This window comes from Bacteroidales bacterium (assembly GCA_017521245.1).
GTDB lineage: Bacteria > Bacteroidota > Bacteroidia > Bacteroidales > G3-4614 > Caccoplasma_A.
Map to the genome: position 1 here is coordinate 1 of JAFXDI010000039.1, position 18,097 is coordinate 18,097.

At 36.1% G+C, this 18,097-nt stretch carries 11 protein-coding genes; 5 read left to right on the top strand and 6 right to left on the bottom strand.

The window, feature by feature from the left end:
* The first annotated feature begins 107 nt into the window (after positions 1 to 107).
* Entirely contained in the window at positions 108 to 1,133 is a 1,026-nt protein-coding gene (locus IKK64_06125; GenBank protein MBR4119638.1) for an AMP-binding protein, read from the top strand.
* A gap of 490 nt (positions 1,134 to 1,623) precedes the next feature.
* Here IKK64_06125 and IKK64_06130 read toward each other — a convergent pair whose 3' ends face one another.
* On the bottom strand, positions 1,624 to 3,810 hold the full coding sequence (locus IKK64_06130) for a glutamine synthetase III (protein MBR4119639.1): 2,187 nt from the start codon (positions 3,808 to 3,810) through the stop codon (positions 1,624 to 1,626).
* Positions 3,811 to 4,045: 235 nt separating this feature from the next.
* On the opposite strand from IKK64_06130, the gene carB reads away from it, so the two are divergent.
* Positions 4,046 to 7,264, top strand: a complete 3,219-nt coding sequence (gene carB, locus IKK64_06135) for a carbamoyl-phosphate synthase (glutamine-hydrolyzing) large subunit (GenBank protein MBR4119640.1) — start codon at positions 4,046 to 4,048, stop codon at positions 7,262 to 7,264.
* Between the two features lie 178 nt (positions 7,265 to 7,442).
* Here the strand turns inward: carB and IKK64_06140 are convergent, their stop codons facing one another.
* On the bottom strand, positions 7,443 to 8,513 hold the full coding sequence (locus IKK64_06140; GenBank protein ID MBR4119641.1) for a glycosyltransferase: 1,071 nt from the start codon (positions 8,511 to 8,513) through the stop codon (positions 7,443 to 7,445).
* A 35-nt stretch (positions 8,514 to 8,548) separates the two neighbouring features.
* Positions 8,549 to 9,169 (bottom strand): HAD-IA family hydrolase, encoded by a 621-nt coding sequence (locus IKK64_06145; protein MBR4119642.1) that lies wholly within the window; start codon positions 9,167 to 9,169, stop codon positions 8,549 to 8,551.
* Positions 9,170 to 9,319: 150 nt separating this feature from the next.
* Here IKK64_06145 and IKK64_06150 point away from each other — a divergent pair, with 150 nt between their 5' ends.
* Entirely contained in the window at positions 9,320 to 9,745 is a 426-nt protein-coding gene (locus IKK64_06150) for a hypothetical protein (protein MBR4119643.1), read from the top strand.
* A gap of 130 nt (positions 9,746 to 9,875) precedes the next feature.
* Here IKK64_06150 and IKK64_06155 read toward each other — a convergent pair whose 3' ends face one another.
* The 3 genes from IKK64_06155 to IKK64_06165 are packed head-to-tail and all read right to left on the bottom strand — an operon-like array spanning position 9,876 to position 15,447.
* Complete coding sequence (locus IKK64_06155; GenBank protein ID MBR4119644.1) at positions 9,876 to 11,057, bottom strand: TolC family protein; 1,182 nt, start codon at positions 11,055 to 11,057, stop codon at positions 9,876 to 9,878.
* A 2-nt stretch (positions 11,058 to 11,059) separates the two neighbouring features.
* Complete coding sequence (locus tag IKK64_06160; GenBank protein ID MBR4119645.1) at positions 11,060 to 14,146, bottom strand: efflux RND transporter permease subunit; 3,087 nt, start codon at positions 14,144 to 14,146, stop codon at positions 11,060 to 11,062.
* Between the two features lie 53 nt (positions 14,147 to 14,199).
* A complete protein-coding gene (locus IKK64_06165) occupies positions 14,200 to 15,447 on the bottom strand; it encodes an efflux RND transporter periplasmic adaptor subunit (protein MBR4119646.1) in 1,248 nt (415 codons plus the stop codon).
* Positions 15,448 to 16,203: 756 nt separating this feature from the next.
* Between IKK64_06165 and IKK64_06170 the strand changes: the two genes are divergently transcribed.
* Positions 16,204 to 17,379, top strand: a complete 1,176-nt coding sequence (locus tag IKK64_06170; protein ID MBR4119647.1) for a histidine kinase — start codon at positions 16,204 to 16,206, stop codon at positions 17,377 to 17,379.
* Positions 17,373 to 18,071, top strand: a complete 699-nt coding sequence (locus IKK64_06175) for a response regulator transcription factor (protein ID MBR4119648.1) — start codon at positions 17,373 to 17,375, stop codon at positions 18,069 to 18,071. Before IKK64_06170 ends, IKK64_06175 begins: the two co-directional genes overlap by 7 nt.
* The last annotated feature ends 26 nt before the right edge of the window (positions 18,072 to 18,097 follow it).

Consider the following 18,097-nt stretch of genomic DNA (forward strand, 5'->3'; position numbering starts at 1 on the left):
GGAACAGGGCAACTCTATACAAATAATATAACATCTCCTCTCTATATTGAAGGAGATAAACTATATCACTCTAAAAACCACAATTGGGATTTAACTGCAATATAAAAATGGAGTTTAAGATAAATGGTAAAATTGTACGTTCTGTTGAGGAATTATGCTCTGAGGTAACACCCGAGTTTGCAAAGTTTGTGTCGGAGTGGTTCAGTGATAGCGACTATATGACAGCACAAACATCAGGTTCAACAGGCACGCCCAAAACCATACAACTCCTAAAAAACGATATGCGAGCATCTGCCCGAATGACAAATGCCTTCTTTAATATCAACCAAACCTCAACATTTCTGTTATCACTATCTCCCAACTATATAGCAGGGAAAATGATGATAGTACGTTGGTTAGAGGCAGGAGCAGAGATGATTGAACAGAAACCATCATCAAACCCACTGCAACAGCCATTGCAAAGCAGAATAACCCTCTCTGCAATGGTGCCTTCGCAAGTGATAAATATATTAAACGATAGCACATCATTACAACAACTCTCAAAGATAGAGAACATCATAATAGGAGGTGCTCCGCTCGATATAGCAACCGAGAAGCAAATCTCTGAAACATCGGTAAATGCTTACGCAACCTACGGAATGACTGAAACCCTTTCGCATGTTGCATTGCGTAAGATAGGAACTGACAAAGAGTATTTTGCACTAAACGGAGTAACCTTTGAACAAGACGGCAGAGAGTGTTTGGTAATAAATGTACCACACCTGTCGGTTAAAAGATTGATAACAAACGATATAGTAACTCTAACCGATAATACCCATTTCATATGGCGAGGCAGATACGATAATGTAATAAACTCGGGAGGGGTAAAGATATTTCCTGAGGAGATAGAAAAACTCATAGAGCCATATATCTCACAACGCTTCTATATAATTGGCACTCCCGATACCGTTTGGGGCGAGGTCTGTACACTTGTAATAGAGGGAGAGGAGTGGAGTAATGAAAAACAACAAAACCTCTTGACGCAACTCAAAGAGCAACTACCCAAACATAAATCTCCAAAACAGATAAAATTCCTACCCCAATTTGCAGAAACCACATCGGGGAAGGTTAAGAGGGTTGTTAGTTTTAATTAGGAATTAGTTCGTGGCTGTGCCACAATGAGGAATTAGGAATTTTGTAACCAAGCAAGTAGGGACACACGCAAGCAAGGTAATTACAAAGTAATTAGAATTGACTAAATGTCAATTCGTGCCGAAGGTTGGAGAGCACAGTGCTCTGTGCGACGGGGGTGTGTCCGCCGAAAAGGGTATCAAAAGTTATCAGTTTTCAGCTATTAGCTGTCAGTTTTTAGAATAACACTCAATAATAAGCAAGAGGTTGTAACGTAATAGTACGCGTTGCAACCTCTTTGTTTGTTTAATGTAAAACCCAAATTCTTCCCCTTATGTAGGGGAAGTACCCGTAGGGGGTAGGGGTATTAATTGCCAGTTTTTAGTTGTGGCGTTACGCACACCTTAGTCGTTAGCTAAAACGGAGTTGCATTTTTTGAAGCAACTCCGTTTCTCTTATAAAACCAATTAGTCTAATTAGTCCAATTGGACTAATATATCTAAAAACTAATAACTATCTAATAAACAATAACTCTCTATATTTAGGCAAAGTCCACATCTTGTCATCAACAACAAGTTCAAGACGGTCGATGTGTGCTCTGATTTTTTGGAAATAGGGAGCAACCGTATCGTGATAAGCAATTGCTCGTTCACGCATATCCTCAATTGTGTTAGCCTCTTTACGTGCGGCAATCATATCATCAACCAATCCCTTGATAGCCTCAATACGAGTACCTATATCTTCAATGGTAGTTAACTCCTTTCCGCAAAGGCTATCGGCTTTGTCGGGGAATAGAAGTTTAAGTTTATAAGCATTCTCAATAAGTTCGCTTTGATATTTGGTTGATGTAGGAATAACGTGGTTTTTAGCCAAGTCGCCAAGAACACGAGCCTCAATCTGAATTTTCTTTGTGTAGGTCTCCCACTTAACCTCGTTACGAGCCTCCAACTCTTTTTTAGTCATAACACCAACCGAAGAGAACATATCTATTGTAGCATCGGCGAGGTAGTTATCAAAAATAAGAGGAACACTTGTCTCGCAATCCAATCCTCTGCGTTTAGCCTCTTGTTTCCACTCATCACTATATCCGTTACCATCAAAGCATATATCCATACTCTCCTTAACATACTCTCCAAGAACTGCAAGAATAGCATTTTGTTTATCTATGCCCATTGCAATCTTTTCATCAACATCGTGTTTAAACTCAGTAAGTTGTTTTGCAACTGCCGAGTTTAATGCAATCATTGCCGAAGCACAGTTTGCCTCTGCACCTATTGCTCTGAACTCAAATCTGTTACCGGTAAATGCAAATGGCGAAGTTCTGTTGCGGTCGGTATTGTCAATCAGCAATTCGGGGATTTGAGGAATATCCAAATTTACACCCTGTTTTGAAGATGCTTCTAAATTATCCAAATCCTCGCTACCAATATGTTGTAGCACCTGTGTAAGGTGAGAGCCAAGGAATATAGATATAATAGCGGGTGGAGCCTCAGCAGCACCCAAACGGTGAGCATTGGTAGCCGAAGATATACTTGCTTTAAGCAATCCGTTATATTTGTAAACCGCCTTAATAACATTGACAATAAATGTAATAAAGCGAAGGTTTTCATTCTTTGATTTACCGGGCGACATAAGCATTATGCCGTTGTCTGTACCAAGCGACCAGTTGTTATGCTTGCCCGAGCCGTTAACACCCTTGAAAGGTTTCTCATGAAGCAGTACCCTGAATCCATGATTACGGGCAACCTTACGCATTGTTGCCATCATTAACAGGTTGTGGTCGTTTGCAAGGTTGCACTCCTCAAAAATAGGAGCAAACTCAAATTGATTTGGGGCAGCCTCGTTATGGCGTGTCTTTAGAGGAATGCCAAGTTTAAGACACTCAATCTCAACCTCCTTCATAAACTCAATAACACGCGATGGGATAGCACCAAAGTAGTGGTCATCAAGTTGTTGGTTTTTTGAACTCTCATGTCCCATAAGAGTACGCCCTGTCAATAGCAAGTCGGGGCGAGCGGCATACAGTCCTTCATCAACCAAAAAATACTCTTGCTCCCAACCAAGGTAAGCAATAACCTTTTTAACTTCAGGATTAAAATATTTACATACCTCAACAGCCGCTTTGTCCACTGCGTGAAGAGCCTTTAAAAGAGGAGCCTTATAATCAAGCGACTCTCCTGTATATGCAATAAACACTGTTGGAATACACAACGTATCATCAACAATAAAAGCAGGAGAAGAGGGGTCCCAAGCCGAATAACCACGAGCCTCAAAGGTATTTCTGATGCCACCATTTGGGAAACTCGAAGCGTCTGGCTCTTGTTGGATAAGTAGCTTACCACTCAAACGTTCAAGCATATTGCCCTCACTGTCCAGCTCCACAAAGGCATCGTGTTTCTCGGCAGTACCTTCTGTTAATGGGTGAAACCAGTGAGTGTAGTGTGTAGCACCCATACTGATAGCCCACTTTTTCATACCCTCAGCCACAGCATCGGCAATATCTCTGTTAATGGGTTTGTTGTTGTCTATTGAGTTAGTAAGATTTTCATAAATATCTTTTGGCAAAAATTGTTGCATTTTTGCACGATTGAAAACATATTTTCCGAAATATTCCGAAGGTCTCTCCTCTGGGAGTTTGACCTCAACAGGGCGTTTTAAGAACGCATTTTCAATAACTCTAAATCTTAAAGATGTTGGCATACCTTTATCTCTTAATTTTGGAAACGACAAAGGTAAAAAAAAGAGTTCTAATATCAATAAAGATAAACCATAAAACTTACAATTTTTTAATAAACTTTTGCTGAAAAAAAATAACTATAAAAAAAGTAGAAAAAGATAGTGAATAATTGAAATTATATCGTAGAATATTTTTATCTTTGCAGTTGGTATAAAAGTACCGTAAATCAAAGATAAACGTTAGAAAAAATATTTACCTATGGAGATGAAAATGAAAAAAGTATTGTTGCTTGGCTCAGGAGCATTAAAGATTGGGCAAGCTGGTGAGTTCGATTACTCTGGCTCACAAGCATTAAAAGCATTAAGAGAAGAGGGAATATCAACAGTTTTGATAAACCCAAATATTGCAACTATACAAACTTCAGAGGGTGTAGCAGACAAAGTATATTTCCTACCCATCACTCCTCATTTTGTAGAGAAGGTAATTCAAAAAGAGCGTCCCGATGGAATTCTTCTTGCATTTGGTGGTCAAACAGCTCTAAACTGCGGAACAGAGTTATACCTTAACGGAACACTTGAGAAATACGGAGTAAAAGTATTAGGAACATCGGTTGAGGCAATTATGATTACCGAAGACCGCGACCTGTTTGTTAAAAAACTTGATGAAATATCAGCAAAAACTCCAGTATCACAAGCGGTGGAGACAATGGAAGATGCAATTGAGGTTGCACACCGTATAGGTTTCCCGGTAATGGTACGTTCGGCATACGCCCTTGGAGGTTTAGGCTCAGGTATATGTAACAACGATGAAGAGTTCAAAACTCTATGCGATAGCGCACTTGCACACTCAAAACAAATTCTTGTTGAGGAGTCGTTGAAAGGATGGAAAGAGATAGAGTTTGAGGTAATACGCGACAAGAACGACCACTGTTTCACCGTAGTACCAATGGAGAACTTTGACCCACTTGGTATTCACACAGGAGAGAGTATCGTTGTAGCACCTATCGTATCTCTTACACAAGAGCAGATAACAATGTTGCAAGAAATTGCAAAGAAAGTTGTTCGCCATATTGGTATAGTAGGAGAGTGTAACATACAATACGCATTTAATGCAGAAACAAACGACTATCGTATCATTGAGATTAATGCACGTTTAAGTCGTAGTTCAGCATTGGCATCAAAAGCATCAGGTTATCCTTTGGCATTTGTAGCAGCAAAATTGGCATTAGGTTACTCACTTGACCAAATCGGTGAAATGGGAACACCTAACTCAGCATATGTAGCACCTTCAGTTGATTATATGATTGTTAAGATACCTCGTTGGGACTTGACAAAATTTGCAGGTGTTGATCGTGAGATTGGCTCATCAATGAAATCAGTTGGAGAGATAATGTCAATAGGTAAAAGTTTTGAGGAGATAATCCAAAAAGGACTTCGTATGATAGGACAGGGAATGCACGGATTTGTAGGAAATCGTGACATCTCTTTTGATGATTTGGATTACGCTCTTTCTCACCCAACAGATATGCGTATCTTTGCCATTGCAAAAGCATTTGAGGAGGGATATACAGTAGAACGTATCGAGGAGTTGACAAAAATAGATCCTTGGTTCTTGAACTGCTTGAAGAATATTACAGACTTTACTCTTGTATTAAAGAAATACAATCGTATTGAGGATCTTCCGTCAGACGTATTGGCAGAGGCAAAACGTTTAGGATTTAGCGACTTCCAGATAGCACGTTACGTTGAGAATCCCGAAGGAAACTTTGAGCCGGAACTGATACGTGTTCGCGAACATCGTAAAAACTTAAACATTACACCAAAAGTTTGCCGTATAAACACAGTAGCATCAGAGTACCCCGATTTGACAAATTATCTATATTTAACCTACGGAGCAGAAGCACACCAAATCCCATACGACTACAACTCAGGTAAAAACATTGTAGTACTTGGTTCAGGAGCATACCGCATTGGTAGTTCAGTAGAGTTTGACTGGTGTTCAGTAAATGCTATCAATACATGTCGTAAATTGGGTTACAAATCAATAATGATCAACTACAACCCTGAGACAGTATCAACAGACTACGATATGTGTGATAAACTTTACTTTGATGAGTTAAGTTTTGAGCGTGTATTAGATATTATTGACCTTGAAACACCACGTGGAGTGATTGTATCAGTGGGAGGACAAATCCCCAACAACTTGGCAATGAAGTTGTATCGTCGCCATGTACCGGTATTGGGAACATCACCAATCTCAATTGACCGTGCTGAGAACCGTCACAAATTCTCTGCAATGCTCGATACATTGGGTATTGACCAACCACGTTGGAAGGAGTTGACAAGTTTTGATGATATTGACAAGTTTGTTGAGGAGGTAGGATTCCCCGTATTGATTCGTCCAAGTTATGTACTATCAGGAGCAGCAATGAATGTTTGCTACGACCACGAATCAATGTACGAGTTCCTTGGAGCAGCAGCAAAAGTATCAAAAGAGTTCCCCGTTGTAGTATCAGAGTTCTTGCAAAATGCAAAAGAGATAGAGTTTGATGCAGTAGCACGTAACGGAGAGGTTATAGAGTATGCAATATCAGAGCATATTGAGTTTGCAGGAGTACACTCAGGAGATGCAACGCTTGTTTTCCCAGCTCAAAAAATATATATGGAGACAGTGCGCCGCATCAAACGTATAAGCAAGAAGATTGCAAAAGAGTTGAATATCTCAGGCCCATTCAATATTCAATACTTGGCTAAGAACAACGATGTTAAGGTAATTGAGTGTAACTTACGTGCATCACGTAGTTTCCCATTTGTTTCAAAAATCTTGAAACGCAACTTCATCGAAACTGCAACACGTATAATGTTAGGAGAGCCAGTTGAAAAAGCAGATTCTTCAACATTTGATATAGATTACATTGGAATTAAAGCATCTCAATTCTCATTTGCACGTCTTCACAAAGCAGACCCAGTATTAGGTGTAGATATGTCATCAACAGGAGAGGTTGGATGTATAGGTGCTGATTTTGATGAAGCGTTGTTAAATGCTATGATTTCAGTAGGATATCGTATTCCTGATAAATCAAAAGCAGTATTAGTATCGTCAGGCGATGCACGTGGTAAAGTTGATTTGTTAGACTCTTGCAAAGTTTTATCAGAGAGTGGATACAAACTATATGCAACCGAAGGTACAGCAGCATTCTTGAACTCAAACGGAATAAATGCACATCCAGTATGTTGGCCCGATGAAGAGGGAGAAAATATTCTTGACCTTCTTTCAAGCCACGCAATAGATTTGGTTGTAAATATACCAAAGAATCATACTAAACGAGAGTTGACAAACGGATACCGCATACGCCGTTCAGCAATAGACCACAACATACCATTGCTAACAAATGCACGTCTTGCTACAGCATATATCAATGCCTTTATTAACAAACCAATAGAAGATATAGGAATACTTGCTTGGGACGAGTATTAATGGAAAACTAACGATATAAGGAGACTGCGATAATGCAGAGGATAAAATTTATAACGAAATAATAAATTAAGACCATTCCTCTTTATATAGAATCCCTTTTTGAACTTTACTAAGTTTCAAAAAGGGATTTTTATGTTACGATATTTAATCTATTATATTCTCTGATAGATTTACTTTTTTATGAATTAACTCTCTCTGAATAAAGTTTATCAAAGATATTAGATATGTAATTGGTATAATCTTCTACACTAAAATTTTCTATAATATGTTTCTGTGATTCGCTTTTTAAGGAATTTAGTTTACTATTATTATTTTTCAAATCTTTTATTTTATCAGCCAATTCTTTAGAGTTACCTGCAGGAACCAATATACCGCATTGGGGAGATATTAAGTCTCTTGCTCCAGGTATATCTGTAACTATGCAAGGTACAGAGCAAGCGAGGGCTTCTCTGACTACTCTTGGAGAAGCGTCTCTTAATGAAGGCAAGACAAATAAATCTTTATTTTTTATATAACTAATAGCATTAGAACGAGGACCCATAAAATGAATATTATTATTCATCTTGCTGTTATTTGCCATATTAAAGTCTTCATCACTATAATCTCCTATAATGGTTAGATGAATATCTTTGTCATTTAATAAAATCATTGCCTCAATTAGGTAGCTTAACCCTTTGAATGGTCTACCTTTTGTGTTTCCAACATATACCAATTTGAATGAATTTTCAGGAAGATTTTCATCTGTTACATCGTTATCCGTCTTAATCCATTCAATCATATATGGTTTTGACCTGAATGATAGTTTTTTCTTTGAAATATATTTGGATAAAGACTGCATTATGTCTTCTGTTTCACATATTACATAATCAACGCGAGGGTTTAGAATACCCATGTAGTATGTAGGATCAGTTAGTCTGATTTTATGTTGAGTTCCTCTATATGCTACATTTATAGTTTTTGTTCCAATTGTTGCAAATAAAGCATTAGACAAACCAGAGCTACCAGCTGAAAATATAATGTCGATATTATTTTCTTTTACAATTCTTCTGATATCCTTAATAGAACTCCACGTAAACTTAGATTTTATTCTGTTCATAAATAGTTTAATGCAGTTCCCTTCAATTTTATGAAATGAATCTTCATCTTTAGGAATAGCAATAAATATATTATATTTTTTATTTAATGATAAAGTGTTGAAAATATTTAGCATTATGGGGTCCACTTCCCTATGGGTAATTAAAATGTTCATAGTTAAAAAATTTTATACTATTAATTTGTTAACGTTTATATCTCTTTAAAATCATTTATTACTACATCTGACATCTCTTTTACAATGTTGTATGGGTTAGATGTTGCAACTCCAACAACAAACATTCCTGCTGCGCGAGCGGCATTCAGCCCATGAATAGAGTCCTCAAATACGGCGCACTCTTCTGGTTTTACTCCAAGCCTTTCTGCTGCAAGCAAAAAACATTGAGGATTTGGTTTTGATAAAGTTATATCATCAGCAGTTATGATTGTATCATATTGGCTCTTAAACATTGGGTGGCGGTTAAAAACATTAGCCATTTTTTTATCGTTAGAACTTGTAACAACTGCACATTTATAGCCGACGTCCTTAATTTTTCTGAAATACTCCTCAAACCCGTTTATATAATAAAATGGCATTGTAGTCTCAAAATTATCAATAGCTGCAACAACCTTTGTTCTGATATCATCATCTTTAAAATATCTTGTAAGGATATCATTTAATGTTGAGCCTTTGACTTTGTCAAAGATTTTCGGATCATCAGGGAGATATTTAAAAAGTTCCTTTTTCCAAAACTCTGAGTAAAGACCTTCGGTGTCGAAAATCACACCATCCATATCAAATAGCAAGGCTTTTATATTGTTTGGGAGTATCATCTTTATCTCATTTATAGCTAATTTTTACAAAGATAAACATTATATGCCAAAAATGATATGTAATATATAAAAAACATAATAAAAATTAATTGTGTTGTATATAATATAAATATTAGATTTATTTGTACTGAAAATTAAATATATAGAATTATGAAAAAGATTAAAACAATTTTGAGCATATTTGCAGTTGCTCTTATCCCTGCGTTAGTATCATGTGATGAAGACCGAAAATATGTTGATGTAGAGTATGAATATCAACTTATGCAAGGGACACATCAAGATATAACAGGAGCAGTAAGTTATATTGATATTAATGGGAATATGGTATCAGGAGGCTCAGTATCAAAATATCCTTTTGTAGTATCGTTTGAGGCTGAAAAAGGTTTTGATAATGTGAAAATGGTAGTAACATTAAATCCCTTGTCTGAAGGAGTCTCATTACCAATTCAGGTAAATCAAAGATATTCATTGGAACTTGAGGATATTGAGAGGGAATCAACCATAACAAATACATTCCAAACAGTTCAAGAGTATAACGCTTTTTGTGCTACTCCACAAGTTTTTGAAATCAAGTAATTATCATTTATGATTATTACTGCAACTTGCAGAGTAGGGGTGTGATCTATCACACTTGCCCTTATAGGAATAAATGAACCCCAAAGTCTATCAATAAACTTTGGGGTTTACTGTCAAAATAACTTATAAATTACAAAGTATATGCACACAATTTAGCAAGACTCATATAATATGCTCTTTCGGCATCCAAAGCCATTGTCCTTGCCTCGTAATACATCTGTACCTCTACAATATAGTCGAGCATAGTAATCTCTCCGCTTTCAAGAGCCTTGCCCAAATATTTCAAATTTGATAACTGCTCAACCGCTGCTTTTGTTTCAGCTGCACTCTTTTGCAATATGATGCTCTTTTCGTAGTCGTTCTTGATTTGATAATAGAAATTAATCTCCAACTCATTTTTTCGGCTCTCAGTAGCAATAGCGTTAGCCTTTGCCCATTTAACCTTATTGGCATCAGCCCAAAGAGGAATACTCATACCAATCTTAAATCCGTTAAGTTTAGCATTGTCATCCCACTCTCTTGAATACTCTGCCGAAAGTTTAGGTGCCCAAGCCGAGCGGTTAAGTTTAATCTCTCTCTCGCTTAGCTCAACCTCGTTGCGAGCATACTCTAAAACAGGGTTAAGAGCCTCCGCTTCTGAATACCAAACATCAAATAGAGGAAGGGGAGCGATAATGTCAAACTCGTCAATATTTAAAACAATCTCTTTCCCTCCATTAAGTATAGTAAGTTGCGATAAAATTTCTTGTCTGTCTGCTTCAACATTTGAGATTTCTCCTTTTGCAAGAGCTAAATCCAATTTAGCCTTATTGAGTTCTAAAATAGAGACATCTCCATTATCAAAACGCTTCTTAAATAGAGTAACATTCTCTTCTGCCAAAGAGAGTCGCTCATTAAGTTCTCGATATAGAGCATTATGGTAAATAAGGTCGTAGCACAAAGTTTTTGCTTCGAGCAGAAGATTAATTCTTTCACGTTTGTACTCAATATCAATAAGTTCGTTTTGTTTTTTGGCAACGCCTGATTTGTAACCAAGAATGGTTTGGAAATCAAACTCTTGGCTAACGGCAAACTCTTTACCCTTTACAGGAGAGTTAGCTCCCCATATATAGTTAAATTCAACTTCGGGGTTTGAAAGTGTAACATCCTCTTTATTGGCATACTTTTGAGCATTGTTAGCCTCTCTTAAAGTTTTAAGAGTAAGGTTGTTTGCCTCTATCTCGGTAAGAACAGCCTCTATATTGTTATTTTGCGACCATACAGTAACAGAAACCGATAGGAATATTATTACAATATATAAACGTTTAAACATAACTATATCCTCCTTTTCTTATTCTCAATAATCATATAAACAATAGGAATAACAAACATATTCAAAAGTGTAGAGGTAAAAAGTCCTCCTAATATAACCTTAGCCATAGGACTCTGAATTTCGTTACCGGGCAACTCTCCACCAATAGCTAGAGGAATAAGAGCCAGCATCGAAGTTAGAGCCGTCATAATAATAGGGTTTAGTCTGTCTGTTGAACCTTCAATAATAGTATCCTTAATACTCTTTCCCTCATTACGTAAAGTGTTGTATCTGCTAATAAGTAACATACCATTACGAGTAGCAATACCAAATAGCGATATAAAACCTATAATAGCCGGAATACTTATAATGCCATCACTGAATAGCAATACAAATACGCCACCAATAAGAGCAAGGGGTAAGTTCAACAGAATAACTCCTGCCTGAACAGAACTCTTAAATTGGTTATACAATAGTAAGAAGATAACAATAATTGAGAAGACAGACATTATACTTAAGCGTTTCGAAGCCTCTGCTTCACTCTCAAACTGACCACCATACTCAATATGGTAGCCCTCAGGTAGAGTGATGTTCTCATTAATTCTCTTCTTTATCTCATTAACACCACCAAGTAAATCGCTACCAGACATATTTGCCGATACAACAATTTTTCGCTCAGCATTCTCTCTGTTTATGGTGTTAGGTCCCATAACCGATTCAACCTTCGCAACATAGTGTAAAGGGATCTTACCTTCATTTGAATCAATAAGCATACTTCTAACATCATTAAGCGAGGTGCGTTTATTATCATTAAGTTTAACTGTAACATCAAATGTGCTATTTCCGTCATAAACTTGCGAAACAACCTCACCTGCCAACAAAATATGAATCATCTCTCCAAACTCGCCAAGAGTAATACCATAATCTGAAAGCAACTCTCTGTTAGGAGTAATTCTCAATTGAGGACGCTCTATTTGTTGTTCCACATTAACATCGGCGATACCCTCAACATCCTTGATCAGCTCTTGAATATCACTGCCTAAGTTAAACATATGATTAAGATCCTTGCCAAATATCTTTATGGCGATGTTTGCTCTTGTACCCGATAGCATAGCATCAATACGGTGCGATATAGGTTGACCTATCTCAATATTCACACCCGGTAAAACCGAAAGTTTCTCCCTAACCTCTTTAAGCATCTCTTTTTTGCTTCTATTATCAAGTTCAAATGGAGCCTCAATTTCCGAAGCATTAACGCCAAAAGAGTGTTCAGCAAGTTCTGCTCTACCGGTTTTTCTTGCAACAGTCTTAATCTCTGGAACGGTAAGTAATATCTCTTCAGCCAAACGACCAATCTTATCACTCTCCTCAAGCGAGATACCGGGAACAGAACTAATATTTATGGTAAGAGAACCTTCGTTAAATTGAGGTAAGAAACTCCTACCTAATGTAAAGAATGCAGTAATAGCTGTAATGGTCAGAACAATGGTAGAAATTAAAATAGCCTTCTTGTGATTTAAACTCCACTCCAAACCTCGCTTATAACACTTACCTAAAACTCTCGAAACAATAGGTTCTCTATCCTTCTTTGCATTTCGTTTGCCACCTAACAAGTAACTACACATTACGGGAGTAAGAGTAAGAGCAATAATAGTTGAAGCAAATAGGGCAACTATAAAAGAGATACCAAGAGGAGCCAACATCTTACCCTCCATACCCGATAAGAAGAATAGAGGCAAGAAACTCACAACAATAATCAAAGTAGAATTCAATATTGGCAAACGAACCTCTTTTGATGCTTCAAAAATCACCTGCAAAGCAGACAATCTTTTACCCTCCTCCTTGGCATTGTTTTGTTTCAATCTCTTATAAACATTCTCAACGTCAACAATAGCATCATCAACCAACGAGCCAATAGCAATTGCCATACCTCCAATGCTCATGGTATTAATAGTTAATCCCATAAGTTTTAGAGTAAGAATAGAGACAATTAGTGATAGTGGAATTGTAACAACCGATATGATTGTTGTACGTACACTCATCAAGAATATGAAAAGTATTATAACAACAAACAGTCCACCTTCGTAAAGCGACTTTTGAATATTATTAATTGAACTATCAATAAAACGAGATTGCCTAAAAATATTACTATCAACATCAATATTCTGAGGCATCTGACTCTTCATCTCCTCCATTACCTTATCAATGTTCTCGGTAAGAACCATAGTTCCAGCCTCAGGTTGTTTAGTAACGGTAATCAAAACAGCAGGTTTAGCCTTTGATGATGCCAAACCAATTTTTGGGGCCTTTGAGCCAATCTTAACTTCTGCAATATCATAAAGGTGAATATGTTCACCTTCGGCACGTTTGATTAAGCACTCTGCCATATCATCAGCACTCTTAGAAGATATAGCACCTCTTATAATATACTCGTTACCATATTGATATATAATACCACCAGCGGCATTCTCATTAAGGTCTTTTACATCCCTCATAACATCATCTAAGGTAACGCCATAGTGACGCATTTTAAGAGGGTCAAGCAATATTTGATACTCCTTAACATCGCCACCAATAACATGAACTTGGGCAACACCAGTAACAGAAAGGAGTCGGGGGCGTATCAAAAAGTCAGCAGTAGTTCGCAGATCTAAAAGCGAAACTGAGTCAGATGATAGACCAATAATCATAACCTCTCCTAAGATTGAAGTTTGAGGTCCTAATTGTGGAGTACCTGCACTATTGGGGAGTTTGCCCGATAGAGTAGAGAGTTTCTCTGATACAATTTGTCTGGCAAGATAAATATCGGTGTCCCAATCAAACTCCACCCAAACAATAGAGAATCCAGTTGTGGAAGAAGAACGAACTCTACGAACACCTGTTGCACCATTTACAGCAGTCTCTATTGGGAATGAAACCAGTTGTTCAACCTCTTCAGGAGCCAGTCCTGGAGCCTCTGTCATAATTGTTACCGTAGGAGCATTAAGGTCGGGGAAAACATCAACCTCCATATTTTTTGCAGTATATATACCGCACATAAGGAGTAATGCTGCCGCCATAATAACCACCAATCGGTTATCTAACGAAAATTTTATAATCTTATTAAGCATAGTGAAAACCTTTCTTATCCAATTAAATTTTCAATAAACTAACGAATGATTCATTAATGACTATGTGAATGTCCCTCAGGAATAACACTCTTTCGTGATGCGGCTTTAAGTTGATGAACACCATCAGTAACAACCAAATCTCCGTTATTTAAACCTTTAAGAATTTGTACCATTTCTCCGTTACTCTCGCCAAGAGTAACCTCAGTCTTGCGGAAATGCTCACAATCAAGAGCAACAAACAGATAATATAAACCTTGCTCCTCGCAGATAGCATTCTCAGGAACAGATAGAACCTCTTTTTCTGTATTGGTTAATATATATATATCGGCGTAAGTGCCCGGAATTAAATTGTGATTGTTGTTAAACTCAAAAGTAACAGGAATAAAGTTCTCCCCGTGGGTAATATATTTACCATACGATAAAACTTTACCGTTCATCTCCTCCAACTTGTATAGATAGTCGATCATAGGTATTCTAAAGTTAGCACTCTTTATTTTAGGAAGGTCTGCGAAACTTTCATGTTCAATATTTGCTCTTAAAAGAAGTATTTTATTTTTGCTGATCATTGCTATCTTTTGACCAACAGAAACATAATCTCCATTATTAATCATAATTTGAGATATATATCCCTCAGTAGGAGCAATTATTGCCGAGCCGTTGCCGTCATTTCCGTTTACAGCCTCGTATGCAGCCTTGGCATTTTCGTACTCAACCTTAATGTCTGAGAACTCTTTTTCGCTTACTATCTTATCTTTAACAAGTTCTTCGGCACGTTCATAATCTCTTTTAGCCTTTTCGTATGCAATTTTAGTTCGGTATGCAATATCTCCATCTTGGAGGTTTGAAGAAGATACAGAGAAAAGTTTGTCACCCTTATTAACAGCACAGCCATCAACGGGATAGGGGTTGCCAAATGTAATTATTCCACTTGTTGGAGCAACAATATATATGGCATCTGCTGGTGAAGATATAATATCTCCACTACATTTTATAATATTAGCAAAAGGAGCAGGCTCTATCTTCTTTACTTTAAGATTTGCATTTTCAGATTGTTGGTGAGTAAATACAACAACATTTTTATCTTCATGAATATCAGCGTGCGAATGATTATGTTCATCGGCATGAGCGTGGTTATGATTGTGAGTATCTTCGCTCTCATTATCATGGTTATGACTCTCCTCGTTTTCATGAATATGGTTGTGTATATCATTGCTATGATGAGAGTTATTCTCTTTCTCTCCATTACAACCATAAAATGATATAGTTGCCAATGCAACAATAATAATATAAAATCTCTTCATAATTATATAAATAATTAAGTATCACCTATAAAGTGATATGTGATGTTATTAAAATAAAAGAATATTAATTGTGAATCTATGAATAAACAGGCATAGTTATGCCATAGGAGGAGCCCTTAGTAAAGAGCATTGTGTATGGGGTGATATATTAAAAATATCATCAGTATAATATAATCTAATGCTATGTTGTGCGATAAAATCATATTTATAGTTATAAATATCAAAAAAATCAATTTGGGAAAACTTTACCTTTGAGTCAGAATCGTCATACGCTTTCTTAATAATGGAATCACTATTCTCAGAGAAAGGGCACTCCTCGCAGTTGTTATTATTACAACATTTATCATTGTCAGAATCATTGCAAGGAGAGTGATGACAATCACTATGTGAGGAGTCAGAAATAAATATAAGAACTCCATTATGGTGATGATGGGGTATAACAGTTATTGCAATCCAGAACAAGGTTGCAATAAATAAACATATAACAGAAAGAGACCTTTTCATCACTAAAAATTCCTATTTATATTACTTCAAAGATAGGTACAAACGAGCAAAATACGTAGAACTTGTTCTGATGTGTTTTACAACGAGTGCAGATTATCTTCGAAGTTTACTTCAAAGATAGGTAATAATTTGATAGTTAACAAATTTATTTTTTTGATAATTGTATTATTTGTTAAAAAATATATTATATTTGTATCTGAGTTTAGTGCTTAATATACAATGTGTTAAGATGCTATATGTTTAAAAAGAATCATGAAAACATTAATAAATAAAATAGGTAAACATATACATATTTCAAAACCGGTACTAATAGAAATTCTATTGATGACACTTCTGTTTCTATCTCCTCTTATGTTGTTATATTATAACGAAGTTGAGATAAAACATGAAATAGAGATGTTGATCCTTTGTTGGTCTATATGTATATTATTTTTATTAAACTACATATTTTTTGTTCCTCGTTGTCTTTTATATGCAAACAAAAAGATATTTAAATTTATATTAGTAAATACACTATTGGTAACTCTATTGTCAGTATTTATGTTCTTTGTAGAAGAAAAGGCAAGAGAACACCATCATATACACAAGCAAATTGAAGGAGGTGAGGTTTGGTCTGGATTCCCTCCACCACAACCTTCTTCAGATTTTATAGATAAACACAAAGGATTACCACCATTTGACCATAAAAAACCTCCTGTTAATATTATGTTCTTAATCTCTAAGGTGTTGCCTATGATATTTGCAGTTGGTGCTACAATAGGAATTCGAACAATTACAGAGATTAGAGTGCAGAGGAAAAAGATAAATGAGTTGAAGCAGAGTTACGCAGAGGCAGAACTTAAAAATTTGCGTAAACAATTCTCACCCCATTTCCTGTTTAACACCCTTAATAGTATATATGCTTTAATAGATATATCGCCAGAAATGTCAAAAGATGCAATTATACGCTTAAGCAATATGATGCGAAAGGTTATGGTAGAATATAAAACCTTTCATTGTGTACCATTAAGTGAGTCTATGGCATTGCTTAAAGATTATATAGAGTTAATGAAATTGAGAACAAATGAGAACTTAGACTTGAAAATATCTCTGCCTTCAAAGACCGAGAGTTTTTGTATTCCGCCACTATTATTTATTGTATTGGTAGAAAATGCTTTTAAACATGGAGTTATTTCATCACGTAAGTCTTTTGTTTACATTAATATTGTAATAGAAGATGGGAAAACAATTATATGCGAAGTGGAAAATAGTTATTTTGATAACAAAATACATCCATGCAAAAAATCTGGCGACGGTATAGAGGATTTACAAAAACGATTAGATATTATATATCCGTCAGAATATACACTTACAATGAATCATGATGATAAAAAATACATTGCAAAATTAGTAATCCCCATTAAAAGAGAGGAGAAATTTTTATGTTAGTAAAATGTTATGTAATTGATGATGAACCTTTGGCTGTTCAATTAATAGAAGGATATGTGAAACAAACTCCTTTTTTGGAATTGGTAGGTTCTTCAACAAGTGCAATAAAGGCATTAGAAGAGATTAAGACCATGCAAGTTGATTTATTGTTTTTGGATATAGAGATGTCTGAAATGAATGGAATGGATTTGTGTGAACAATTACCAAAAGATATACGAGTTATATTTACCACTGCTTACTCGCAATATGCGGTTGAAAGTTACAGAAAAAATGCACTCGATTATCTGTTGAAACCAATATCGTATATAAACTTTTTAACTGCTGCAAGTAAAATATTAACTCAAAACCATTTACCTCAGGAGAAGAGGTTAGAATCAATTTTTGTAAAGAGTGATTCAAAACTAAAAAAAATAATTATAAGTGATGTTCTATATATTGAGGGATTAAAAGATTATGTAAAATTTCATATAAAGAACTCCCAGCCCGTAGTTTCTTTAATGTCAATGAAGTCGGTAGAACAGATGCTTTCGGATAAAGGCTTTATGCGAGTTCACCGATCATATATAGTAAATCTCAATAATGTTGAAGTGGTTGAGCGTGGACGAATTGTTTTTGGTAAAGAGTATATAGTTATATCAGAAGCAAATCGTGATGAATTTATGCGTCGCTTATCAGCAATAAATATAATGTAATAGGTACGAGTAATATATTATAATAC